Here is a 20586-nt window from a genome sequence, read left to right on the forward strand (position 1 = left end):
TTTACTCCGGCTTCGCTAGCGTCGGGCGCGAAGGAGGGCCGTGCCATGCATCCGGCAAGCGAGTATTTTCAATTGAAACAGCAGATCAAGGAGATGACCGCGCGCGCCGATGCGATGCGGGCGGGGTTTCTGTCCGGCGCGCTGCCGGTGGCCAGCAACGCCCATATCGTGCGGGTCCGGCAGCAAAAGCGCCGCGTGTTCAAACGCGACCGGCTGCCGCCCGAGATCCTGTCGGACCCGCGATACTGGGACGAAGCGGTGTCGCCGGTTGTCTCGGTTCGGTCCACCACGCCGCTGCTGGAAGAGGAGGAGTTCGAGCTGCTGGAACGCTGGTAGGCGTCAGGGTCGGCGCGCGATGCAATCGACCTCGACCAAGGCCCCCACGGCCAGCGCGGTGACCCCGATCGTGGTGCGGGCGGGGCGACTGTCCGGGGCGAAATAGCCCTGGTAGGTGTCGTTGAACGCGGCGTAGTCGCGGGTGAACTCGGTCAGGTAGGCGCGGACCTGCACGACATGGGCGAGGTCGAGGGAAAGCTCCCCCAGGATCAGCGCGAGGTTGTCCATGACGCGGGCGGTCTGCGCCGCGATTCCCTCGGGCAGGGGGGCGTCGGGGGCCTCCGGGTCTGTGGGCATCTGGCCGGTCAGGAACACGAATCCGTCGGTCTCTACCGCGTGCGAAAACGGCGCGACCGGGCGGGGGCCCCTGGCGAAGAGGTGAAACTCGGGCGGCATGGGCGGATCCTTTCAGGCGGAGGGCGCGTCGGTGCAGGCGCGGAAGGCGGCGACGGCGGGGGCGGCATCGGTCAGCGGGACCGGAATTGCGGCATCACCGGTCAGCGCCGTTGCGGTGCGATTGAATTGCAGACCGTCCAGAACGTTGCCGAAGCCCCGGTCGGTGACGGAGAGAGAGAACCCGTCGATGACATGCCGGTCGGTGGTGATCAGGTTGGGTCTGTCCCCGGTGAATTGCAGCGCGAAGACGGGGGCCACGGGCCAAGGTGTCCCTGCGCGGGTCAGGATAATCGCGTATTCCGGCGGGCCGGGGTCGTAGGTCAGGCGGATATGCAGATCGGGCTCGGTATGGGTGAGGGTGCAGAGCGCGCCTTCGCGCGCGGCTTCCCAGCCATGGGCCGGGGTCGTGAGAACAGCAAGGAGAAGGAGCGCGCGCATGGGGGGAAGTGTGGCCCGGCGCGCGGCGTTTGTGAAGGGTGCCGGGATCAGCGCCGGGTGAAGGGGCAGATCGTGATCGTCATGTCATCGCAATTCCGCCCGGAACAGGCCACGGCGCGGATCGCGGTATGGTCGGGAAAGCTGACCGCGCGGTCGCCGTCGGTGATGATCTCATAGTCAGACATAAGCACGTGCTTAGGGCTATCCCTAAGCCTCCATGGGTATGCCCAAGTGTCCCGTCGAAAGGGGGACCAGTTCATCAGGTGACGTTGGGGAAGGGTTCAAGGGTGGGGTGGTGTGAAGGGATGCCTAGGGTGGGCAGTTCTGCCCGCCATCCGGATCAACACGACGTTAAACTTCCTGCGTCAATGATGGCCCATGCCGACCTATCGCCGCCTTCATCTGCCCGGGACCAGTTACTTCTTTACTGTCAATCTTGCGGACCGTCGGGCGTCCCTCCTGACCGATCGTATCGCCGATCTGCGCCGTGCTTATGCCGAGACGGTGGCCTCAGCCCCGGTCATCTGTGATGCGATGGTGGTCCTGCCGGATCACCTCCATGCGGTCTGGACCTTGCCGCCCGGTGACAGCGATTATTCCGAGCGCTGGCGCAAGATACAGCACCGTTTCACGCGTGCCGTGGGGGCGGAGGTGGACAGAACTGCCCACCCTACGCGGTCGGCCAGCAAGCGGGCGAAGCGGGAAGCGGGGATCTGGCAGCGGAGGTTCTGGGAACATACGATCCGGGCCGCGCAGGATTATCGGATGCATGTCCGGTATTGTTGGGGCAACCCGGTGAAACACGGGCTGGTCGCCCGGGCCGCAGAGTGGCCGTTTTCCTCGATCCACCGCGATATTCGGGTGGGACGGGTCGATGCCGGTTGGGCCGGGGAGTTGCCGGAGGGGATGTTCGGGGAGTGAAGGGCGGTCGGGTTTGGTGGGCGGAGGTTGGGATGGTGGGCAGAACTGCCCACCGTACGGATTGCTATTCCACCGCTTTGAGGTGGCCAAGAGATTGCCATTCAACGACCTCGTGGCAATCCTTCAAAAGCTCGATCCACTCACAGATTTGAGCATTCACGTCCTTGTCGTCAAAGCCGAAGGTGAAGCCGTCTGAATACCACACGTTCCCATCTTCTTCCCGACGACAGGTAAGCGAGTAATCGATGTCAAAGCCATTTTTGGTCTCGGTGACTTTCACAAACAAAATGAAGGGTAGGCCGGTCCTCTTGTGAGTGAATGTTTCACGTCGCTGGGCATATTGCATTAAAACGCTCCATTTTAGCATGAAGCGATTGTTGCAGCGCCAAAGGCAATCGAAAATGCACGGCTGACGCTACCGCCCCCTCCTCGCCTTCCCGCCCCGCTGCCCCGGCCGACCCGCCGTGGAGCGTCCGCTCATCTTCGCCGCGCCCTCGACCGCCGCATCCACCGCCGATTGCCGGGCGAGGGGGTCGTCTGACACCACGAGGTCGACCACCTCCAGCCGCTTGACCTCGTCGCGCAGCCTTGCGGCTTCCTCGAATTCCAGGTTCTCGGCGGCCTTGCGCATCTGCTCGCGCAGGCCCTCCAGGTGGGCCTCCAGGTTGGCGCCGTGCAGCGGTTTCTCGACCTTTGCCGTGACCCGGTTCATGTCGACATCGCCCTGGTAGAGACCGGCGAGGATATCCTCGACGTTCTTCTTGACCGTCTCGGGGGTGATGCCGTGTTCCTCGTTATAGGCCAGTTGCTTGGCCCGCCTGCGATCGGTCTCGCGGATGGCGCGCTCCATGCTGCCCGTCACCCGGTCGGCATACATGATCACCTTGCCATCGACGTTACGCGCGGCGCGGCCGATGGTCTGCACCAGCGAAGTTTCCGAGCGCAGGAAGCCTTCCTTGTCGGCGTCCAGAATGGCGACCAGCCCGCATTCGGGGATGTCCAGCCCCTCGCGCAGCAGGTTGATCCCGACCAGCACGTCGAAGGCGCCGAGGCGCAGGTCGCGCAGGATCTCGATGCGTTCGATGGTGTCGATATCGGAATGCATGTAGCGGACCTTGATGCCCTGTTCATGCAGGTATTCGGTCAGATCCTCGGCCATGCGCTTGGTCAGGACCGTCACCAATGTGCGGTAGCCTGCGGCGGTGACGCGGCGGATCTCGTCCATCACGTCATCGACCTGCGTGGTGACGGGGCGTATCTCGACGGGCGGGTCCAGAAGGCCGGTGGGGCGGATCACCTGTTCGGTGAAGACGCCGCCGGTGCGCTCCAACTCCCAGGCGGAGGGCGTGGCCGAGACGAAGACCGATTGCGGGCGCATCGCGTCCCATTCCTCGAACTTGAGGGGTCGGTTGTCCATGCAGGACGGCAGGCGGAAGCCATGTTCGGCCAGCGTGAACTTGCGTCGGTAGTCGCCGCGATACATGCCGCCGATCTGCGGCACCGAGACGTGGGATTCATCGGCGAAGACGATGGCATTGTCGGGGATGTATTCGAAGAGGGTGGGGGGCGGTTCGCCGGGGGCACGGCCCGTCAGGTAGCGCGAGTAATTCTCGATCCCGTTGCAGACGCCGGTGGCCTCAAGCATTTCGAGGTCGAAGCGCGTGCGCTGTTCCAGACGTTGCGCCTCCAGCAGCTTGCCCTCGTCTTCCAGCTGTTTCAGGCGGACCGTCAGCTCCTCGCGGATGCCCTTGATCGCCTGTTTCATGGTCGGCGTGGGGGTGACGTAATGCGAATTGGCATAGACGCGGACCTTGTCCAGCGTGTCGGTCTTGGCCCCCGTCAGCGTGTCGAACTCGGTGATGGCCTCAAGCTCCTCACCGAAGAAGGAGAGCCGCCAGCCGCGATCCTCCAGGTGGGAGGGCCAGATCTCTAAGCTGTCGCCGCGCACGCGGAAAGACCCACGCTGAAACGCGGCGTCGTTGCGGCGGTATTGCTGCGCGACCAGGTCGGCCATGACGGCGCGCTGGTTGTATTCCCGGCCCACCTCCAGATCCTGGGTCATCGCGGTGTAGGTCTCGGGGCTGCCGATGCCGTAGATGCACGAGACCGAGGCCACGATGATTACGTCGTCGCGTTCCAGCAGCGCGCGGGTGGCCGAGTGGCGCATCCGGTCGATCTGCTCGTTGATCTGGCTTTCCTTTTCAATGTAGGTGTCCGAGCGCGGCACATAGGCCTCGGGCTGGTAGTAGTCGTAATAGGAGACGAAATACTCGACCGAGTTGTCGGGGAAGAAGCCCTTGAACTCGCCGTAGAGCTGTGCGGCGAGCGTCTTGTTGGGGGCCAGGATGATGGCGGGGCGCTGCGTTTCCTCGATCACCTTGGCCATGGTGAAGGTCTTGCCCGAACCGGTGACACCCAGAAGCACCTGGTCCTGTTCGCCGTCCTTCACCCCTGCCGCCAGTTCCGCGATGGCCGTCGGCTGGTCGCCCGCGGGCTTGAACGTGGTGCTCATGACGAAGCGCTTGCCGCCCTCCAGCTTGGGCAGGTCGCGGTTGGGCGCGGCTGTCATCATCGGCGATTGTGTCGTGGACATGGGCGATTCCCTCAGACTGCCCCATTAGAATGATCTTATTTTGTTCCGGTTCAAGGGGGGCTGCTGACAGGGTTTGTCAGGAGGCGCAGGGCTTTGCGCATTTGCCGACAATTTTAGCGAAATGCGAGAGGCTATTCGCTTGCCGTGCGGGGTCATGCGCGCCTAATCTCTGCCTGCAAGCATCTTTCGGTTGCCGGTCGGTCCCCCCGCACCACCCACCCCACCCCTCGCTCCACGGGGGGCGCCGGTCGGCAACCCGCTTGACCCACCCCTCCCCGCGACCAGAATGCCCGTTGCATCGGCGCCCGTTTGCCGGGATAAAAGGGCGCATCAGCCAAGGAGTCCCGCCAGATGCGCGCGCGTATTTACAAACCGGCCCGGAACGCCATGACCTCGGGCACCGCCAAGACCAAGACCTGGGTGCTTGAATTTGCCCCCGCGGAGCGGCGCGAGGTCGATCCGCTGATGGGCTGGACCAGTTCCGGCGACATGAACAGCCAGGTGAAACTGCGCTTCGACAGCGCCGAGGCGGCGCAGGATTACGCCCGCGCCCATGGCATCGACGCCATCGTCCAGCAACCGAAGCGCCGCAAGCCCAATATCCGCCCCGGCGGCTATGGCGACAATTTCGCCACCAACCGGCGCCAGGTCTGGACCCACTGAAGGCCCATGCCTGACGGCCTGTCCTTCCAAGCCGACGATCCCGCACGCGCCCCCGTGGCCGACCTGCTGGCGTGCCATCACGCGATGATGCGGGCCGGGTCGCCGCCCGACAGTTGCCATGTGAGAACGGCGGAGGAATTGGTCGGCGGTGGGGCGCAGGTCTTTTCCATCACCGATGCAGGCGGCGCGGTTGTCGCGGTCGGCGGGTTGAGCCCGGTTGCCCCCGATCACCTGGAGCTGAAATCCATGCATGTCGCGGCTGGCCTGCGCGGCACCGGCATCGGGGCCCACCTGCTGGCACGGATGATCGAGGCCGCCACCCGCGCCGGGGCCACGCGGCTGAGCCTGGAGACCGGGTCCGGCCCCGACCACGCCGCCGCCCGCGCGATCTATGCCCGGGCCGGGTTCGTGCCCTGCCCGCCCTTCGGCAGCTACCGGCCCGATCCGCTGAGCGTGTTCATGACGAAGGTGCTCTGATCACGCTTGCATCCCGCCCGCCCCTTGCGCAATGAAGGGGACCAGCGGTCCCGTAGCTCAACTGGATAGAGCAGCTGACTTCTAATCAGCAGGTTCGGGGTTCGAGTCCTCGCGGGATCGCCAAGCTTGCCATGTCTGATCCGGCGGCTTGTGCCCGAGGCAATCCGCGCGCGACCGGGCGTCGCGGAAACCGCCGGGGGCTTCATGGCCGATCGGCGAATCCCGGCCCCTAGTCATCCGGGCAGTCGCAGCTCATGCAACGATCTGTGACAGGACATCGCGGATCGGGGCCGGCACTGCGCCATCGTAGGCGTTCCAGTAGCTGGGGGTCGATTTATAGGCCAGCTTGATATGCGAATGGACGTGCCGGAACATCAGGCTCTGCTGCAGGATCCGCAGGTCGCCCCGGACCTCTTCGGCGAGAACGCTGGCGAAGATCCTGTCGGCCTGGACGGCATCGCCTGCGGCAAGAAGGGCCTGTGCCCGCTGCATGGCCCCGGCGTGAGCGTTCGGGGCGGCGGTGCTCTTCGGATTTCGTTCGACGACCCTGCGCAGCAATGCCGCGGCGGCGGTGGCCTCGCCTTCCGCGTTCAGCGCCTGGGCCATGTCGATCTGGTTGCGCGCCCGTGCTGCGCCCGCGTCGATCAGCGCAGCGAGTTTTTTGCCGCCATCGCATGATCAGGGTCGGATTGCAGTACCGCCCGGTAAAGGGACCGGGCGCGCGCCGGCATGTCAGCGGCAACGAAGCCCGCAGCTTGGGACATGCGCAGCGGGTTGTCGATGGCCTTCGCTGACTGCACCCGATCCTGGTGCCGCTCCATGCGCGCCAGCACCGCGTCCCTGGCCATGTGTATCGCCGATGTCGCTTCAGCCATTGTCGCACTCGTTCCTGTCAGACCAGACGCGGCAGTTTCCACCGAACCTCTGGCAAGTTCAAGGGCTTGGTGCGGTTGGACGCAGCTTGGATCCGGCCGCTATTCGGCCTGCACCATCGCCGCCTCCCATTCGCGCAGGAATTGCTGGCGTTTCAGCCGGTCCAGGTAGACCAGAAGGCCGGGGCCAAGCGCGATGGGGCGCAATCCGGCATTGCCCGACAGCCCCTCGCCGGTGATGCCCGGAAAGGCGAAACCGTTGTCGGGGCGCAGCCATGAGGTCTGGATCAGATGGTCGATGAAGGCCCCGGCCTGGTCGGGCAGGGTGGCGGTTTCGGGGATCAGCACGGTGCGCAGCATCACAGTGGTGAAATCCTGCGGCGCGATGATGTGGATCGCGTCATGCAGGTCGGCGCGGGCCTGCGCGTAGGAGCCGAGCACGTTGTAAGCCACCGCGATCTCGCCGCTGGCGACATCCTCGATCATCGCGCCGGAGCAGCAGTAGAGCCGGGTTTGCAGGCTGCCCATGACCTCGGCCAGCCGCCAGAAGGTCTCGGACGTGCGCCCGTCCTGGGTGGCGAAGAGGTAGCCCAAGCCGCTGACCCGCACGTCATAGGTGCCGATCCGGCCCGCGAAACGGTCGGGATTGTCGCGCAGCACGGTGATCAGTTCCTGCCGCGTCCGGGGCAGGGGCAGCCCCTCGAAGGCCGCGCGCGACAGGACCATGGTGGCCGGCTCCTGGGTGAAGGCGAAGACCTGCCCGTGCCAGCGCGCCCAGGGCGGCAGGGCCGCGGTCTGGACCGACTGGTAGAGCCGCGCCAGCCCGTCATTGGCCAGCTTCACCTGCAAATCCATCGCGCTGGAAATGGCCAGGTCAAAACTCTCGCCCTCCTCGGCCAGGGCGATCATCAGTTCTGTTGTGCTGACGACGTGATAGGCGACGGAAATGCCCGGGTTCGCCTGCTGAAACTCCAGGATGAAGGGGGCGAAAAGCTCGGTATCGGCGGTCGAGATGACGCGCAGCTCGGCGGTCTCGTTCTCGGCCGGAAACTGCACCAGTTCCTCGATCTCGAAACCGGGCGCGGCACTGGCGACGAGGCTCAGCGCAAGGGAAAGGACAAGCTGACGCATGCGCCGGGGCCTCCTTCATTGTTGGACATTGCAAGGTGGCCGCCATGGGCGCGGGCGACCTCATCGGCGATGGTCAGGCCAAGGCCCGACCCGACAACGCCCGTGGCGTTCGTGCCGCGCGTGAACCGGCCCCTGAGGGGGGTGGTGTCGGCCTCGGGAAAGCCGATGCCCTCATCGTGGATGGTGAGCGTGGCTGTGGTGCCGTCCGAGGTGGTTGTCACCGCGATCCGGGTCTCGGAGGGGGCGTATTTGATCGCGTTGTCCAGCAGGTTGCGCACCGCGTTCTGGATCAGGATCGTATCGCCCATGATAGCGCCGCGCGCGCCGGTCTCAAGCCGGATCTCCATGTCCTTCAGTTCCGCCACCGGGCGCAGGCGGTCCACAAGCTCGACCACCAGCGCGTTCAGGTCGAGCGGTTCCAGTTCCAGCTGGTCGGCGCGCAGCGACACCATGGCGTGGTCCAGAAGCTGCCCGGCGGCGCGGCTGCTCTCATCAATGGCGCGGATCATCTCGCGCAGGGAGGCGCGGTTCTCCTCGCGGTCCACCCGGCGCAGCGTGTTCTCGGCATGGGCGCGGACCGTGGCCAGCGGCGTGCGCACGCGGTGCGCGGCCTCGGCGATGAAATCCTCGGTCCGGTTCAGCGCGGTTGAAAGCCGCGCGATCAGCCGGTTGAGCGATTGGACCAGGGGCACCATCTCGCTCGGCACTTCGGCCTCCACGGGCCGCAGGTCCTGCGGGCCGCGCCGCGAGACCGAACCCGCCAGCCGCCGCAGCGACCCGGCGGTGACCTGCCCCGCCAACACCGCCAGCACGGCGGAGACGGCGAAGAAGCCGAGGCCCAGATAGACCGAGATGCGGCTGATGCGTTGCAGGGTCTGGGCCTGCGCATCGCGGGTCTGGCCGACGGTCACGGCGATCTGGACCGGGGCGCCGTTCACGGACAGACGCCGGGTCGCGGTGACGGTGCGCAAGGTCTCGTCGCGATAGGGCAGGGTGGCGGTGCCGGGGGTGGTCGCGGGCAGGTCGTCATAGCCGGTGATCACCTCGCCATCCTGCATGATGCGGTAGAACACGCGGTCATCGCTGGGATTGTCCAGCATGGTGAAGGCGGAATAGGGGATATCGACGCTGACCTCGCCCGAGGCAACCGAGACGGCATCGAGGATTGAGGCCACCGAGGCGGACAGGATCCGGTCCTGCGATTCGGCGCTGATCTGGCGGGCGAAGCTGGAGACGATGAGAAAGAGGATCACTGCCAGGATCGCCGCGCTGGTCAGCAGTTGCAGCGTCAACCGGCGGCGGATCGAGCCGCGGGCGCGGGGCCAGCCGGTCATGGCACCGACAGTCTGTAGCCAAGCCCGCGCACCGTCACGATGGCCACGTCGGAGCCTTCAAGGTGCTTGCGGATGCGCCCGACATAGACCTCGATCGCGTTTTCCGAGACGTCCTCGTCATAGGAAAACAGCCGGTCGATGAGTTGCGGTTTGGCAATGATCTGACCGGGGGCGGCGAAGAAGACCTCCAGGAGGCGCAGCTCGCGATTGCGCAGGGTGATGGCGCGATCCGCGACCGTCAGCGTGCCCGCGAGCGTGTCGAATGCGACGTTTCCGAATCGAATCCGGTTGCTTGCGGTGCCCGCGCGGCGGCGCAGGACGGCCCTGACCCGCGCCTCCAGCTCGGCGAAATCGAACGGTTTGGAGATATAATCATCGGCCCCCATATCCAGCGCACCGACCCGGTCCGAGACCTCGGAGCGCGCCGTCAACACGATCACCGGCGTCTCGGCCCCGCGCGCGCGCTGCGCGTTCAGAAAGTCGCGGCCATCACCGTCGGGCAACATAATATCCAGCAAGATCAGATCGTAACCCGTTGTCGCGGTGTAGTCGGCGGCGGTGGCAAGGTCGCTTGCGTGATCGACGACATGGCCATCCTGGCCGAGCCGGTCCAGGATCGCGGCGGCCAGTTGCGGGTTATCTTCGACAAGCAGGAAACGCATGGGGTGCCGGAAAAGCCTTTGGGGCGTGACAGCAAGGTGTCAGGTTGAGGTGGTGATCATTCGACATGGGCAGGCAAGCCCCAATTTGTCAAACTGGGAGGACAGACATGACAAGATTGACTTTGACCCGCCGGGCCTTTGCGGCCGCGGCGGTGGCGACCATGAGCCTTGGCAGCCCGGCCTTTGCCGGAGGGCATCAGATGCTGGACAGTGTCCACTTCCTGATCCCCGGCGGGGCGGGCGGCGGCTGGGACGGCACCGCGCGCGGCACCGGCGAGGCGCTGACCGAGTCCGGCCTTGTCGGCACGGCCAGCTACGAGAACATGTCGGGCGGCGGCGGAGGGGTGGCCATCGGCTACCTGATCGAAAACGCCGAGAGCCAGTATGGAACGCTGATGGTGAACTCCACCCCCATCGTGATCCGCTCGCTGACGGGCGTGTTCCCCTACAACTTCTCGGACCTGACGCTTGTCGCGGGCACCATCGGGGATTACGCGACGCTGGTGGTGAATGCCGATAGCGACATCGAGTCCATGGACGACCTGCTGGCCGCCTATCGCGCGGATCCGCAGGGCACCGCCATCGGCGGCGGCTCGGTTCCGGGCGGCATGGATCACCTGGTCGCGGCCATGGTGATGGAAGCGGCGGGCGAGGATCCGCTTGAGGTGACCTACATCCCCTATGACACCGGCGGACCGGCCATGGCGGCGCTGCTGTCGGGTGAGATCGCGGCGCTATCGACGGGCTTTTCCGAGGCCGTCGATCTGGCCGAGGCCGGTGAGGTGCGCATCATCGGCGTGACATCGGAAGAGCGTGTGCCGGCCTATCCGGACGCGCCCACGATGATGGAGCAGGGTATCGACACCAGCTTCGTCAACTGGCGCGGCTTCTTCGGCGCTCCGGGGATGCCCGAGGATCAGGTCGCGGCCTACCAGGCAGCACTGGCGGCGATGTACGAGACGGAAGAATGGGAAGAGGTCCGCGCCCGCAACGGCTGGGTCAATATCCACAATTCCGGCGACGATTTCCGCGCCTTCCTGGAAGAGCAGGAAGAGGTGATCGGCACTCTGATGCGTACGCTGGGCTTTCTCTGAAGCCTGACGCCTGAAACGGGGACGAGGCTTTTCGAAAAGCCTCGTTTTCCGGATTTTCAGAATCCGGGAGGCGCGGGGGTGACCCCGCGCGGCCCAAGGCGCATCGACGCGCCTTCCCCCTCCGACCGCAAGCGAGCACAAGGGAGACTGACATGGCCCTCGACCGATGGATCGGCCTCGTGATCCTGATGATATGCCTGGCCTATGGCTACGGCGCGTTCTTTACCATGGATGCGGGCCTGCCGCCCTTCATGCAGCGCAACCCGGTCTGGCCCTCGACCTTCCCCAAGGTGCTGTCGGTCCTGGCGATCCTGACCGCGCTGGTCATCGTTTTGGGGCTGGAAAAGCCCGCCGGTGAGCCGTCGCCGCAGGATATCAACTATCGCCGCCTGGGCGATTACAAGATCGGCCAGGCGTTGACGCTGTTGGGGCTGATGGTGGCCTATGCGCTGCTGCTGCGTCCGGCGGGGTTCCTTCTGTCCACCACCGGCTTCCTGATCATCAGTGGGATGGTCCTGGGCGAGCGCCGGTTTCACATCCTGATCCCCGTCGCGCTGATCGCGGCCGGGTTCATCTGGTGGCTGGTGCAGGAGGTGCTCGGCATCTTCCTGCGCCCCTGGCCGTTCTTCATGGGAGTATGAGCGATGCTTGAAGGCATGATGATCGGCCTCTCGACGGCCTTTTCAGTCACAAACCTCCTGATGGTGATCGGCGGCTGCCTGATCGGCACCTTCATCGGCATGTTGCCGGGCCTGGGTCCGATGTCGATCATCGCCATCATGATCCCGGTGGCGATCACCATCGGCGATCCCTCCGCGGCGCTGATCCTTCTGGCGGGCGTCTATTACGGGGCCATTTTCGGCGGCTCGACCTCGTCGATCCTGATCAATGCGCCGGGGGTCGCCTCGACCGTGGCGACCAGCTTCGACGGCTACCCGCTGGCGCGACAGGGCAAGGCGGGCAAGGCGCTGACGGTGGCCGCGATCTCGTCCTTTTGCGGCGGCACGATCGGGGCGATCCTTTTGATGATCTTCGCGCCGATGCTGGCCTCGGTCGCGCTGCTCTTTCATTCCGCCGAGTATTTCGCGCTGATGGTGGTGGGCCTGTCGGCCATCGCGGCCTTCGCGGGAACCGGCAATGTCGCCAAGGCGCTTCTGATGACGCTGCTTGGGCTGATCATGGCCACCGTGGGGGAAGGCGCGCTCTTCAACATGCCACGCTTCACGATGGGGATCATGGACCTGCAATCGGGCTTCGGCTTCATCACGCTGGCCATGGCGATGTTCGCCCTGCCCGAGGCCATGTACCTGGTGCTGGACCCGAGCCGGTCGAACGAGGGCGGACCGGGCGGCGAGATCAAGGACATGCGCATCACGCGGGCCGAGGCGCGCCAGATCGCGCCCGTGATCGGGCGGCAATCGGTGCAGGGCTTCCTGGTCGGCGTGCTGCCCGGCGCGGGGGCTACCATCGCCTCTTTCCTGGGTTACGCGGTGGAGCGCAATATCGCCCCCAAGGAGGAGCAGGACCAGTTCGGCAAGGGCTCCCTCAAGGGCCTCGCGGCGCCGGAATCGGCCAATAACGCGGCCTGCACCGGGTCTTTCGTGCCGCTGCTGACGCTTGGCATTCCGGGCTCGGGCACCACGGCGATCCTGCTTGGCGCGTTGATCGCGCTCAATGTCAGCCCCGGCCCGCGCCTGATGATCGACGAGCCGCAGATCTTCTGGGCCGTGATCATCTCGATGTATCTGGGCAACCTGATCCTGCTGGTTCTGAACCTGCCGCTGATACCCTATATCGCCAAGGTTCTGGCGGTGCCGCGCAGCTTCCTCATCCCGTTCATCCTCTTCTTCACCCTGATGGGGGCCTATATCGGGCAGAACAACGCGACGGAACTGCTGATCCTGGTGGGGTTCGGCATCTGCGCGACGATCCTGCGCTTTGCCGATTACCCGCTGGCCCCGCTTCTGATCGGGTTCATCCTGGGCTCGATGCTGGAGGACAATTTCAGCCGCGCGATGCAGCTTTACGGCGGCGTCAGCTTCATCCTGGAACGGCCGATGACGCTTGGCCTGCTTCTGCTGGCGGTGGCGCTGGTGGTGGTGCCGAGCTACCGGGCGCGGAGGGCGCGGGCGCGGGCCAAGGGCGTGGCCGACGGGGATTGATCGGGATCGACGCCTTCGGCGCCGACCGGGGAACGCGCGGCCTCGGGCCCCTGACGGGGCCGCTCGGGCCGCGCGTGGTGCCCCCGCCTGGAATGGCGGAGGTTTCGCGTGGGGGCCAATGTCGGATGCCTCCGGCGGGGATATTTGCGGAACAAAGAAGGCGGGATCAGTAGGGATCTTGCGGTCCGCGATCCGCGCTGAGGCTTTGCTGGTGGCGGGTGACGAGGGCTTCGATGGCGTCGGCCAGGTGAACCTCCGCGATATGGCCGTCGCCCGCGGCGACCCGGATGCGATGCGCCTCGATCATGACATCGGCATGGGTGCAGCCGGTGGGCGGCTCGAACCGGTAGCAGGCCAATTCTATGAGCAGGCCCATCGGATCCTTGAAATAGATCGAGTCCATGAAGCCGCGATCCTTGGGGCCGGAATGTGTGATGCCGCGCGCGTCCAGACGCTCGACCGCCTGGCTGAAGGTGGCCTTTGAGACGTTGAAGGCGAGGTGATGCACGCAGCCGGGTTCGGTCGGCGTGCGGCGCGGGTCGGCTGTGCGGCCCTCATTGGTGAAGACGGTGATGAGCCGCCCGTCGCCGGGGTCGAAATAGAGATGCCCCTCGTCCGGGTTGTCCAGATTGGGCTGGTCGAAGATGAAGGGCATTCCCAACACGCCCTCCCAGAAGTCGATGGATGTCTGGCGATCCGCGCCGGTCAGGGTAATGTGATGCACGCCCTGTGCCTGTAGCTTTCTCATATCTCGGCTCCTGCTGGTTTGAGCCGCAACTGTAGCCCGTTTGGCGCATCAGGCAAATTCGGCTTTGCCAAAGCGGCGCGGGCTTTGCAGACTGGACAAAAAAAGGGGACGCGATGGCAGGCTTACCAATTCCGCCGCTTCTGTCGGTGGTCATTGACCGGCAGGGTGGCGCGACTGTTCGGGCGGAGGACGCGTTTGCCGATCCCGCGCCGGAGGCCGCGCTGCTGTGGCAGCATCTCTACCGCGACGCTCCGCGCGCGGAGGCGGAACTGGCGGCCTCGGGGCTGGACGGTTTCGTTCTGGACGCGCTGACCGCCAAGGAAACAAGGCCGCGCTGCACGGTGCATGGATCGGGCGTGGTCCTGAACCTGCGGGGCGTGAACCTCAACCCCGGCGCGGAGCCTGAGGACATGGTCTCGGTCCGGTTGTGGCTGGAAGCGGGGCGCATCTTCGGCGTCTGGCTCAGGCCCCTGCAAGCGGTGGAGGATCTGCTTGGCGCGATGGAGCGCGGACAGGCCCCGGCGACGCCCGGCGAGTTCGTCGCCCGTCTGGCCCTGCGCCTGGCGGATCGGGCCGAACCGGTGGTCGCCACCCTGAACGAGAGGATCGACACGCTGGAGGAACAGGTGCTGGACCAGGAGGCGGGCCTGGCGCGCGGCGACCTGGCCGAGGTGCATCGCAGCGCCATCATCCTGCGCCGCTTCATGCAGCCGCAGCGCGACGCGCTGACCACGCTGGAGATCGAGGACCTGGACTGGCTGACCGAGCGCGACAGATCGCGCCTGCGCGAGGCGGCGGAGCGGGTGCAGCGGCTGGCCGAGGACCTGGATGCGATCCGCGACCGCGCGCAGGTTGTGCGCGACCAGATCATGGAGCTGCGCAGCGACCAGATGAATTGGCGGATGCTGGTCCTGTCGATCGTGGCCGCCGTGTTCCTGCCGCTCGGGCTGCTGACGGGACTCTTGGGGATCAACGTGGGCGGCATGCCGGGGGCGGAAAATCCCTGGGCGTTCTGGATCGTCACGGGCGTGTTGGTGGCGCTTGGGTCGGCGCTGGTCTGGTGGGTCTGGCGGTTGGGGATGTTCCGGTAGGGGCGCAATGCCCCTCCCCTATCTCACCCCGCCGCTTTCGCCTGCCGTTTCCGCTCATGCGGGTCGAGATAGCGTTTGCGCAGGCGGATCGCGTTCGGTGTCACCTCCACCAGTTCGTCATCGTCGATATAGGCGATGGCCTGTTCCAGCGACATGGTGACGGGCGTGGTCAGGCGCACGGCCTCGTCGGTGCCCGACGCGCGCACGTTGGTCAGTTTCTTGCCCTTCAGCGGGTTCACTTCCAGGTCGTTGTCGCGGGAGTGCTCGCCGATGATCATGCCGGTATAGACCGGCTCCTGCGCGCCGATGAACATCTTGCCGCGATCCTCCAGGTTCCACAGCGCGAACGCGACCGAGGTGCCGTTCTCCATCGAGATCAGCACGCCTTGGCGGCGTCCCGGAATGGTGCCCTTGAAGGGTTCCCAGGCGTGGAACACGCGGTTCAGGACGCCGGTGCCGCGCGTGTCGGTCAGGAATTCGCCGTGATAGCCGATGAGCCCACGTGACGGCACATGCGCGATGATGCGGGTCTTGCCCGCACCTGCCGGTTTCATCTCGACCAGGTCGCCCTTGCGCGCGCCGGTCAGCTTTTCGATCACCGCGCCGGAATACTCGTCATCGACATCGACGGTAACCTCCTCGACCGGCTCCAGCTTCTGCTCGCCATCGTCGCGGATCAGGACCTGCGGGCGCGAGATGGACAGCTCGAACCCCTCGCGGCGCATGTTCTCGATCAACACGCCCATCTGCAATTCACCTCGGCCCGCGACCTCGAAGGCCTCGCCGCCGGGCGTGTCGCTGATCTTGATGGCGACGTTGCTCTCGGCCTCCTTCATCAGCCGTTCACGGATGACGCGGGACTGCACCTTCTTGCCGTCGCGGCCCGCAAGGGGCGAGTCGTTGATGCCGAATGTGACGGTGATGGTGGGCGGGTCGATGGGCTGCGCGTAAAGCGGCTCATCGACGGCCAGCGCGCAGATCGTGTCGGCGACTGTAGCCTTGGACATGCCCGCGATGGAAACGATGTCGCCCGCCTGCGCCTCGTCGATATCCTGCTGCGCGAGGCCCCGGAAGGCCTGGATGCGGGTGACGCGGAACTGCTCGATCTTCTCGCCCACGCGGGAGAGCGCCTGCACGGTGGCCCCGACCTTGAGCTTGCCGGATTCGACGCGGCCGGTCAGCAGCCGACCGACGAAGGGGTCGGCGCCGAGCGTGGTGGCCAGCATCCGGAAATCCTCGCCCTGGCGGGCGATCTGGCGCGGGCGCGGCACGTGGTTGACGATCAGGTTGAACAGCGCATGCAGATCCTTGCGCGGGCCATTCAACTCGGCATCGGCCCATCCGTTGCGGCCCGAGGCATACATATGCGGGAAATCCAGCTGGTCCTCATCGGCATCGAGCGACGCGAAGAGGTCGAAACACTCGTCAAGCGCGCGGTCGGGTTCGGCGTCGGGCTTGTCGACCTTGTTCAGCACCACGATGGGGCGCAGGCCAAGCGCCAGCGCCTTGGAGGTCACGAACTTGGTCTGCGGCATCGGGCCTTCGGCGGCATCGACCAGCAGCACCACGCCATCGACCATGGAGAGGATGCGCTCCACTTCGCCGCCGAAATCGGCGTGGCCGGGGGTGTCGACGATATTGATCCGCGTGCCCTTCCATTCGACCGATGTGGGCTTGGCGAAGATGGTGATGCCGCGCTCGCGTTCGATGTCGTTCGAATCCATCGCGCGTTCGGCCACGGCCTCGTTGGCACGGAAGGCACCGGATTGTTTCAGAAGCTCGTCAACAAGGGTCGTCTTGCCGTGGTCAACGTGGGCGATGATCGCAATATTGCGAAGGTCCATGGGGGGAGGCCTTAAATTTCAGGATTTGGCGAGGCGTTACAATGGCGCGGGCGCAATGGCCAGCCCAAAACTCCTTCCAGGGAGTTTTGGAATTCCTTGTGAGGAATTTGGCGCGCCGTCAGGATGTCTTGCGCAGGCGGATCACCACATCGACCTTGTCGATCTCGAAGCCTTCCGGCGGGGTCGGCAGAGTGGCGATTTCCAGTTCGGATTTCTTCGCATCGACCAGCCGCCCTTCGCAGCTTTCGCATTCCATGAAGAAATGCGGGTGGTCGTCCATGCGCGTATCGAAATAGGAGCGGGTGCCGTCAACGGTGACTTCCTGCACCAGCCCCGCGTCGCAAAAGGCGCGCAGCGTGTTGTAGACGGTGGCCAGCGACACCTTTTCGCCCGCCGCGACCGAGGAGGCATGCAACCCCTCCGCCGTGACGTGGCGATCCTGCCCGTCGCCCACCAGCAGCGTTGCCAGCGACAGGCGCTGACGGGTCGGGCGCAGATCGGCCTGGGCCAGCCATTTGGTGCTGCGTTCGAGGGCTTCGGGGGTCATCGGGGCGGCATTCCTTGCGTTACAGGGTCAATATAGGGGGTGATCGGGAGGATTTTCAATTGGAATCGGGCCTGAAGCCCTTAGATTGGACTTAGGTGTTTCCTTGCGCCCGCATCGAAGCGGATGCTAGGGGACGACGGATTTCAGGCGCTGGTGCCTGGGGTAGCAATAGCGAAGGGCAGGGGGCTTAATGGCTGGATATCCCACGAGTTTCGACCGGGACGATCTGTTGAAATGCGCACGCGGAGAGCTGTTCGGCCCCGGCAATGCGCAACTGCCCGAACCGCCGATGCTGATGATGGACCGCATCACCGATATTTCCGGCGATGGCGGCGCACACGGCAAGGGGCATGTAATCGCCGAGTTCGACATCACCCCGGACCTGTGGTTCTTCGAATGTCATTTTCCCGGCAACCCGATCATGCCCGGCTGTCTGGGGCTGGATGGCCTCTGGCAACTGACTGGCTTCAACCTGGGCTGGCGCGGCTGGCAGGGGCGCGGCTATGCGCTTGGCGTGGGCGAGGTCAAGCTGACCGGCATGGTCCGGCCCGACCGCAAGATGCTGACCTACAAGATCGACTTCACCAAGGCGATCCAGACGCGGAGGCTCACCATGGGGGTTGCCGACGGCATCGTCGAGGCCGATGGCGAGGTGATCTACCAGGTCAAGGACATGAAGGTCGCGTTGAGCGAGAGTTGATTGGGGTGCCGCATCGCCCGCCCTCGGCGGGTGCCGCGTTTCATCGCGGTGCCGACCCATGCTGACCTACCTGCGCGGGCACTGGCGGCTTCTGGCGATCACCCTGATCGTCTTCGCGCTGTGGTCCACGCCAGTCTCCTGCCGCTCAAGTTCCTCGTCGTCTTCTTCCACGAGCTGTCCCACGCGCTGATGGCCATTGCCACCGGCGGGTCGGTCGAGAGCTTCTCGGTCAATTTCCAGCAGGGTGGAGAGGTCTGGACGCGGGGCGGGTCGCGGTTTCTGACGCTGACGGCGGGGTATCTCGGCTCGCTCCTGATCGGGGCGGGGGTGTTGCTGGCGGCACTGCACAGCCGGATGGATCGGGCGATCCTCGGCGGGATCGGGGTGCTGATGCTGGCGGTCCTGGTGCTCTATGTCCGCGACCTTGCCGCCATTGTGATCTGCGGGCTGACCGGGGCCGCCCTGATCGCCGCCTCGCGGTATCTGCGCGAAGGGGCCTGCGACCTGATCCTGCGGGTGATCGGCCTGTCCAGCCTGATCTACGTGCCCTACGATATCTGGGATGACACGATCCGCCGCGCGGACCTGGGCTCGGACGCGCGGATGCTGGCCGAGGAGATCGGCGGGACAACGATGATCTGGGGCGGTCTTTGGTTCCTCCTCAGCCTCGCGGTCATCGCATGGTGCCTGTCGCGCGGGTTGGGGCGGGACAGCAACCTGCATCTCGGGCCGCGCCGGTAATCGGTTTGCACCGGGCTGGATGCGGGATTTTGCAACAAGACCGGCCCCTGGGTGCGCGTATTCCGCATGGATCGGGCAATACGGGCCCAAGAACGCGCACACTTCGCGGTCATTGGCCTGTATGAGGGGGCAAGCAATCCAGGAGGTTCCCGATGGAGAAGATCCACGTCCACCAGTCCCTCGCCAAGGCCGTCGCCGAGCATGGTGTCAAAACGATGTTCGGCCTCATGGGCGACGCCAATCTCTTTCTGGTCGACAGCTTCGTGCGCGACTGCGGCGGACAATTCGTGCCCGCCGCGCATGAGGCAAGCTCGGTCCTGATGGCGCTGGCCTATACCCAGGTGACCGGCAAGATCGGGGTGGCCAGCATCACCCATGGCCCGGCCCTGACCAACACGGCGACGGCGCTGACCGAAGGGGTGCGGGGCAAGGCCCCGGTGGTCCTGCTGGCCGGCGATACGCCGGTCGCCAATCCGCGCCACCTGCAAAGCATCGACCAGCGCGAGTTGGTCAAGGCCACGGGCGCGGGGTTCGAGCAGCTTCGCACGCCCGAGACCGTCGCCGCCGATGTCGCCCGTGCCTTCTACCGCGCGGCGGTGGAGCGGCGGCCCATCGTGTTGAACATGCCGGCCGATTTCATGTGGCAGGAGGTCGCCCATACCCGCCAGGTGCTGGACGTGTTCTCGGCGCCCGGCGGGGTCTCGGAAGGGGGGATCCTGGATGAGGCGATCGGCATGATCGCGTCGGCCCGCGCGCCCATCATCCTTGCAGGTGCCGGGGCCATCGACGCCCGCGACACGCTCATCAAGCTGGCCGACCGGCTGGAGGCACCGCTTGCGACGACGCTGAAGGCCAAGGGGCTGTTCACGGGCCACAAATACGACATGGACATTTTCGGCACGCTGTCGACCCCGGCGGCCTATGAGTTGATCGACAAGGCCGATTGCATCGTCTGCTTCGGCACCGGGCTGCACAGCTTCACCACCGATCAGGGCAAGCTGGTGAAGAACAAGCGGGTCATCCAGATCGACATCGAACCGACCGCCATCGGCAACAGCGTGCACCCCGATGCGGGGCTGGTGGCCGATGCCGGGCTGACCGCCGAGACCATCGCCTGGTGGCTGGACGAGGCCGAGATCCCCGGCAGCGGCTTCACCCGCGACATCGACCCCGACACCTTGCGCGCGCATCCGGTGGCGGCGGACAAGTCGGGTGAGGGCTTCGTCAACTATGTGCGGGCGCTGGACCGGCTGGAGGAGGCGCTGCCAAAGGATCGGATCCTCGTCACCGATGGGGGCCGCTTCATGACCGAGGTCTGGTGCCGCATCACGGTTCGCGATCCGCGCAGCAATATCGTGACCGCCAATTTCGGCGCCATCGGTCAGGGCTTGCAACAGGCCATCGGGGCCGGCGTGGCCGCGCCGGACAGACCCGTTGTGCTGTTCACCGGCGATGGTGGCTTCATGATGGGCGGCATCAACGAGTTCAACACCGCCGTACGCCTGGGGCTGGACATGATCGTGATCCTTGCCAACGATTCCGCCTATGGGGCCGAACATATCCAGTTTCTCGACCGCAAGATGGACCCGAGCCTGACGCAGTTCGACTGGCCCTCCTTCGCGGAGGTCGCCACATCGCTTGGCGGAACCGGCCTGGAGGTGCGGTCCGCGGAGGATCTGGAACAGGCCATTACGGCGATCGAGGGGCGCGCGGGGCCCATCCTGATCGACCTCAAGCTCGATCCCAACGACGTGCCCCGGATGCGGATCTGACGGGCGGGCCCGGAAACCTGTCTGGCCGCCCGCCCTGCCCCTTGCCCTGCTTCCCGTCACCGTC

24 protein-coding genes and 1 tRNA gene are annotated in these 20586 nt (G+C 65.6%); 12 read left to right on the top strand and 13 right to left on the bottom strand.

The features are described 5' to 3' along the window. Window positions 1–45 precede the first annotated feature (45 nt). On the top strand, window positions 46–336 hold the full coding sequence (locus tag HNS34_RS12980) for a hypothetical protein (RefSeq protein WP_172320499.1): 291 nt from the start codon (window positions 46–48) through the stop codon (window positions 334–336). Between the two features lie 3 nt (window positions 337–339). Here the strand turns inward: HNS34_RS12980 and HNS34_RS12985 are convergent, their stop codons facing one another. Genes HNS34_RS12985 through HNS34_RS12995 form a run of 3 tightly spaced genes read right to left on the bottom strand, consistent with a single transcriptional unit; the run spans window position 340 to window position 1355 of the window. Next, entirely contained in the window at window positions 340–732 is a 393-nt protein-coding gene (locus HNS34_RS12985) for a RidA family protein (RefSeq protein WP_172320500.1), read from the bottom strand. 12 nt (window positions 733–744) lie between these two features. Then, window positions 745–1170 (bottom strand): excinuclease ABC subunit B, encoded by a 426-nt coding sequence (locus HNS34_RS12990; RefSeq protein WP_172320501.1) that lies wholly within the window; start codon window positions 1168–1170, stop codon window positions 745–747. A 47-nt stretch (window positions 1171–1217) separates the two neighbouring features. Next, window positions 1218–1355, bottom strand: a complete 138-nt coding sequence (locus tag HNS34_RS12995) for a hypothetical protein (RefSeq protein ID WP_172320502.1) — start codon at window positions 1353–1355, stop codon at window positions 1218–1220. Between the two features lie 193 nt (window positions 1356–1548). Here HNS34_RS12995 and HNS34_RS13000 point away from each other — a divergent pair, with 193 nt between their 5' ends. Then, window positions 1549–2091, top strand: coding sequence for an REP-associated tyrosine transposase (locus tag HNS34_RS13000; RefSeq protein ID WP_172320503.1), 543 nt, complete (start codon window positions 1549–1551; stop codon window positions 2089–2091). 64 nt (window positions 2092–2155) lie between these two features. Here the strand turns inward: HNS34_RS13000 and HNS34_RS13005 are convergent, their stop codons facing one another. Both HNS34_RS13005 and uvrB read right to left on the bottom strand, forming a co-directional pair. After that, window positions 2156–2437 carry a hypothetical protein gene (locus HNS34_RS13005; RefSeq protein WP_172320504.1) on the bottom strand — a complete coding sequence of 94 codons (282 nt, stop codon included), beginning with the start codon at window positions 2435–2437 and terminating at the stop codon, window positions 2156–2158. A 69-nt stretch (window positions 2438–2506) separates the two neighbouring features. Next, window positions 2507–4684 (bottom strand): excinuclease ABC subunit UvrB, encoded by a 2178-nt coding sequence (gene uvrB, locus HNS34_RS13010; RefSeq protein ID WP_328700529.1) that lies wholly within the window; start codon window positions 4682–4684, stop codon window positions 2507–2509. Window positions 4685–5035: 351 nt separating this feature from the next. Here uvrB and HNS34_RS13015 point away from each other — a divergent pair, with 351 nt between their 5' ends. The 3 genes from HNS34_RS13015 (at window position 5036) to HNS34_RS13025 (ending at window position 5947) form a co-directional block, all read left to right on the top strand. Next, window positions 5036–5347, top strand: coding sequence for an ETC complex I subunit (locus HNS34_RS13015; RefSeq protein WP_172320505.1), 312 nt, complete (start codon window positions 5036–5038; stop codon window positions 5345–5347). Window positions 5348–5353: 6 nt separating this feature from the next. Then, window positions 5354–5824 (top strand): GNAT family N-acetyltransferase, encoded by a 471-nt coding sequence (locus HNS34_RS13020; RefSeq protein ID WP_172320506.1) that lies wholly within the window; start codon window positions 5354–5356, stop codon window positions 5822–5824. A gap of 46 nt (window positions 5825–5870) precedes the next feature. Then, window positions 5871–5947 (top strand) — tRNA-Arg (locus HNS34_RS13025). Window positions 5948–6076: 129 nt separating this feature from the next. Here HNS34_RS13025 and HNS34_RS13030 read toward each other — a convergent pair. From HNS34_RS13030 to HNS34_RS13050, 5 genes are all read right to left on the bottom strand, one after another. Next, entirely contained in the window at window positions 6077–6430 is a 354-nt protein-coding gene (locus HNS34_RS13030) for a hypothetical protein (protein ID WP_172320507.1), read from the bottom strand. Between the two features lie 38 nt (window positions 6431–6468). Further along, window positions 6469–6699 (bottom strand): hypothetical protein, encoded by a 231-nt coding sequence (locus HNS34_RS13035; RefSeq protein ID WP_172320508.1) that lies wholly within the window; start codon window positions 6697–6699, stop codon window positions 6469–6471. 99 nt (window positions 6700–6798) lie between these two features. Next, window positions 6799–7827 (bottom strand): ABC transporter substrate-binding protein, encoded by a 1029-nt coding sequence (locus HNS34_RS13040; protein WP_172320509.1) that lies wholly within the window; start codon window positions 7825–7827, stop codon window positions 6799–6801. After that, window positions 7797–9161 (bottom strand): sensor histidine kinase, encoded by a 1365-nt coding sequence (locus HNS34_RS13045; RefSeq protein WP_172320510.1) that lies wholly within the window; start codon window positions 9159–9161, stop codon window positions 7797–7799. The genes HNS34_RS13040 and HNS34_RS13045 overlap by 31 nt, the downstream gene beginning before the upstream one ends. Further along, entirely contained in the window at window positions 9158–9823 is a 666-nt protein-coding gene (locus tag HNS34_RS13050; protein WP_172320511.1) for a response regulator transcription factor, read from the bottom strand. The genes HNS34_RS13045 and HNS34_RS13050 overlap by 4 nt, the downstream gene beginning before the upstream one ends. A gap of 107 nt (window positions 9824–9930) precedes the next feature. Here HNS34_RS13050 and HNS34_RS13055 point away from each other — a divergent pair, with 107 nt between their 5' ends. From HNS34_RS13055 to HNS34_RS13065, 3 genes are all read left to right on the top strand, one after another. After that, window positions 9931–10917: a Bug family tripartite tricarboxylate transporter substrate binding protein gene (locus HNS34_RS13055; protein ID WP_172320512.1), complete on the top strand. Its 987-nt coding sequence runs from the start codon at window positions 9931–9933 to the stop codon at window positions 10915–10917. 152 nt (window positions 10918–11069) lie between these two features. Then, window positions 11070–11558: a tripartite tricarboxylate transporter TctB family protein gene (locus tag HNS34_RS13060; protein ID WP_172320513.1), complete on the top strand. Its 489-nt coding sequence runs from the start codon at window positions 11070–11072 to the stop codon at window positions 11556–11558. Window positions 11559–11561: 3 nt separating this feature from the next. Then, window positions 11562–13079: a tripartite tricarboxylate transporter permease gene (locus tag HNS34_RS13065; protein WP_172320514.1), complete on the top strand. Its 1518-nt coding sequence runs from the start codon at window positions 11562–11564 to the stop codon at window positions 13077–13079. 166 nt (window positions 13080–13245) lie between these two features. Here HNS34_RS13065 and HNS34_RS13070 read toward each other — a convergent pair whose 3' ends face one another. After that, window positions 13246–13827 carry a VOC family protein gene (locus tag HNS34_RS13070; RefSeq protein ID WP_172320515.1) on the bottom strand — a complete coding sequence of 194 codons (582 nt, stop codon included), beginning with the start codon at window positions 13825–13827 and terminating at the stop codon, window positions 13246–13248. Window positions 13828–13940: 113 nt separating this feature from the next. On the opposite strand from HNS34_RS13070, the gene HNS34_RS13075 reads away from it, so the two are divergent. Continuing rightward, window positions 13941–14918, top strand: a complete 978-nt coding sequence (locus tag HNS34_RS13075) for a zinc transporter ZntB (protein ID WP_172320516.1) — start codon at window positions 13941–13943, stop codon at window positions 14916–14918. A gap of 23 nt (window positions 14919–14941) precedes the next feature. Here HNS34_RS13075 and typA read toward each other — a convergent pair whose 3' ends face one another. Next, the gene (gene typA / locus HNS34_RS13080; protein WP_172320517.1) at window positions 14942–16762 is read right to left on the bottom strand and encodes a translational GTPase TypA; all 1821 of its coding nucleotides are present in this window, start codon (window positions 16760–16762) and stop codon (window positions 14942–14944) included. A gap of 118 nt (window positions 16763–16880) precedes the next feature. After that, window positions 16881–17309, bottom strand: coding sequence for an iron response transcriptional regulator IrrA (irrA, locus tag HNS34_RS13085; RefSeq protein ID WP_172320518.1), 429 nt, complete (start codon window positions 17307–17309; stop codon window positions 16881–16883). 190 nt (window positions 17310–17499) lie between these two features. Here irrA and fabA point away from each other — a divergent pair, with 190 nt between their 5' ends. From fabA to HNS34_RS13100, 3 genes are all read left to right on the top strand, one after another. Further along, window positions 17500–18009 carry a bifunctional 3-hydroxydecanoyl-ACP dehydratase/trans-2-decenoyl-ACP isomerase gene (fabA, locus tag HNS34_RS13090; RefSeq protein WP_172320519.1) on the top strand — a complete coding sequence of 170 codons (510 nt, stop codon included), beginning with the start codon at window positions 17500–17502 and terminating at the stop codon, window positions 18007–18009. Window positions 18010–18039: 30 nt separating this feature from the next. Continuing rightward, complete coding sequence (locus tag HNS34_RS13095; protein WP_328700530.1) at window positions 18040–18750, top strand: M50 family metallopeptidase; 711 nt, start codon at window positions 18040–18042, stop codon at window positions 18748–18750. Window positions 18751–18902: 152 nt separating this feature from the next. Next, on the top strand, window positions 18903–20522 hold the full coding sequence (locus HNS34_RS13100) for a thiamine pyrophosphate-binding protein (RefSeq protein WP_172320520.1): 1620 nt from the start codon (window positions 18903–18905) through the stop codon (window positions 20520–20522). Window positions 20523–20586 lie beyond the last annotated feature (64 nt).

Source organism: Alterinioella nitratireducens (genome assembly GCF_013155465.1).
Lineage (GTDB): Bacteria > Pseudomonadota > Alphaproteobacteria > Rhodobacterales > Rhodobacteraceae > Alterinioella > Alterinioella nitratireducens.

What these genes read in the sequence shown, in the direction of transcription:
- HNS34_RS13070 (WP_172320515.1), bottom strand. Translation starts at nt 13,827, where the DNA reads ATGAGAAAGCTACAGGCACAGGGCGTGCATCACATTACCCTGACCGGC.
- HNS34_RS13045 (WP_172320510.1), bottom strand. Translation starts at nt 9,161, where the DNA reads ATGACCGGCTGGCCCCGCGCCCGCGGCTCGATCCGCCGCCGGTTGACG.
- HNS34_RS13065 (WP_172320514.1), top strand. Translation starts at nt 11,562, where the DNA reads ATGCTTGAAGGCATGATGATCGGCCTCTCGACGGCCTTTTCAGTCACA.
- HNS34_RS13050 (WP_172320511.1), bottom strand. Translation starts at nt 9,823, where the DNA reads ATGCGTTTCCTGCTTGTCGAAGATAACCCGCAACTGGCCGCCGCGATC.
- HNS34_RS12990 (WP_172320501.1), bottom strand. Translation starts at nt 1,170, where the DNA reads ATGCGCGCGCTCCTTCTCCTTGCTGTTCTCACGACCCCGGCCCATGGC.
- typA (WP_172320517.1), bottom strand. Translation starts at nt 16,762, where the DNA reads ATGGACCTTCGCAATATTGCGATCATCGCCCACGTTGACCACGGCAAG.
- HNS34_RS13005 (WP_172320504.1), bottom strand. Translation starts at nt 2,437, where the DNA reads ATGCAATATGCCCAGCGACGTGAAACATTCACTCACAAGAGGACCGGC.
- HNS34_RS13035 (WP_172320508.1), bottom strand. Translation starts at nt 6,699, where the DNA reads ATGGCTGAAGCGACATCGGCGATACACATGGCCAGGGACGCGGTGCTG.
- HNS34_RS13100 (WP_172320520.1), top strand. Translation starts at nt 18,903, where the DNA reads ATGGAGAAGATCCACGTCCACCAGTCCCTCGCCAAGGCCGTCGCCGAG.
- irrA (WP_172320518.1), bottom strand. Translation starts at nt 17,309, where the DNA reads ATGACCCCCGAAGCCCTCGAACGCAGCACCAAATGGCTGGCCCAGGCC.
- fabA (WP_172320519.1), top strand. Translation starts at nt 17,500, where the DNA reads ATGGCTGGATATCCCACGAGTTTCGACCGGGACGATCTGTTGAAATGC.
- HNS34_RS13030 (WP_172320507.1), bottom strand. Translation starts at nt 6,430, where the DNA reads ATGGCCCAGGCGCTGAACGCGGAAGGCGAGGCCACCGCCGCCGCGGCA.
- HNS34_RS13040 (WP_172320509.1), bottom strand. Translation starts at nt 7,827, where the DNA reads ATGCGTCAGCTTGTCCTTTCCCTTGCGCTGAGCCTCGTCGCCAGTGCC.
- HNS34_RS13015 (WP_172320505.1), top strand. Translation starts at nt 5,036, where the DNA reads ATGCGCGCGCGTATTTACAAACCGGCCCGGAACGCCATGACCTCGGGC.
- HNS34_RS13055 (WP_172320512.1), top strand. Translation starts at nt 9,931, where the DNA reads ATGACAAGATTGACTTTGACCCGCCGGGCCTTTGCGGCCGCGGCGGTG.
- HNS34_RS13060 (WP_172320513.1), top strand. Translation starts at nt 11,070, where the DNA reads ATGGCCCTCGACCGATGGATCGGCCTCGTGATCCTGATGATATGCCTG.
- HNS34_RS12995 (WP_172320502.1), bottom strand. Translation starts at nt 1,355, where the DNA reads ATGTCTGACTATGAGATCATCACCGACGGCGACCGCGCGGTCAGCTTT.
- HNS34_RS12980 (WP_172320499.1), top strand. Translation starts at nt 46, where the DNA reads ATGCATCCGGCAAGCGAGTATTTTCAATTGAAACAGCAGATCAAGGAG.
- uvrB (WP_328700529.1), bottom strand. Translation starts at nt 4,684, where the DNA reads ATGTCCACGACACAATCGCCGATGATGACAGCCGCGCCCAACCGCGAC.
- HNS34_RS13000 (WP_172320503.1), top strand. Translation starts at nt 1,549, where the DNA reads ATGCCGACCTATCGCCGCCTTCATCTGCCCGGGACCAGTTACTTCTTT.
- HNS34_RS13020 (WP_172320506.1), top strand. Translation starts at nt 5,354, where the DNA reads ATGCCTGACGGCCTGTCCTTCCAAGCCGACGATCCCGCACGCGCCCCC.
- HNS34_RS12985 (WP_172320500.1), bottom strand. Translation starts at nt 732, where the DNA reads ATGCCGCCCGAGTTTCACCTCTTCGCCAGGGGCCCCCGCCCGGTCGCG.
- HNS34_RS13075 (WP_172320516.1), top strand. Translation starts at nt 13,941, where the DNA reads ATGGCAGGCTTACCAATTCCGCCGCTTCTGTCGGTGGTCATTGACCGG.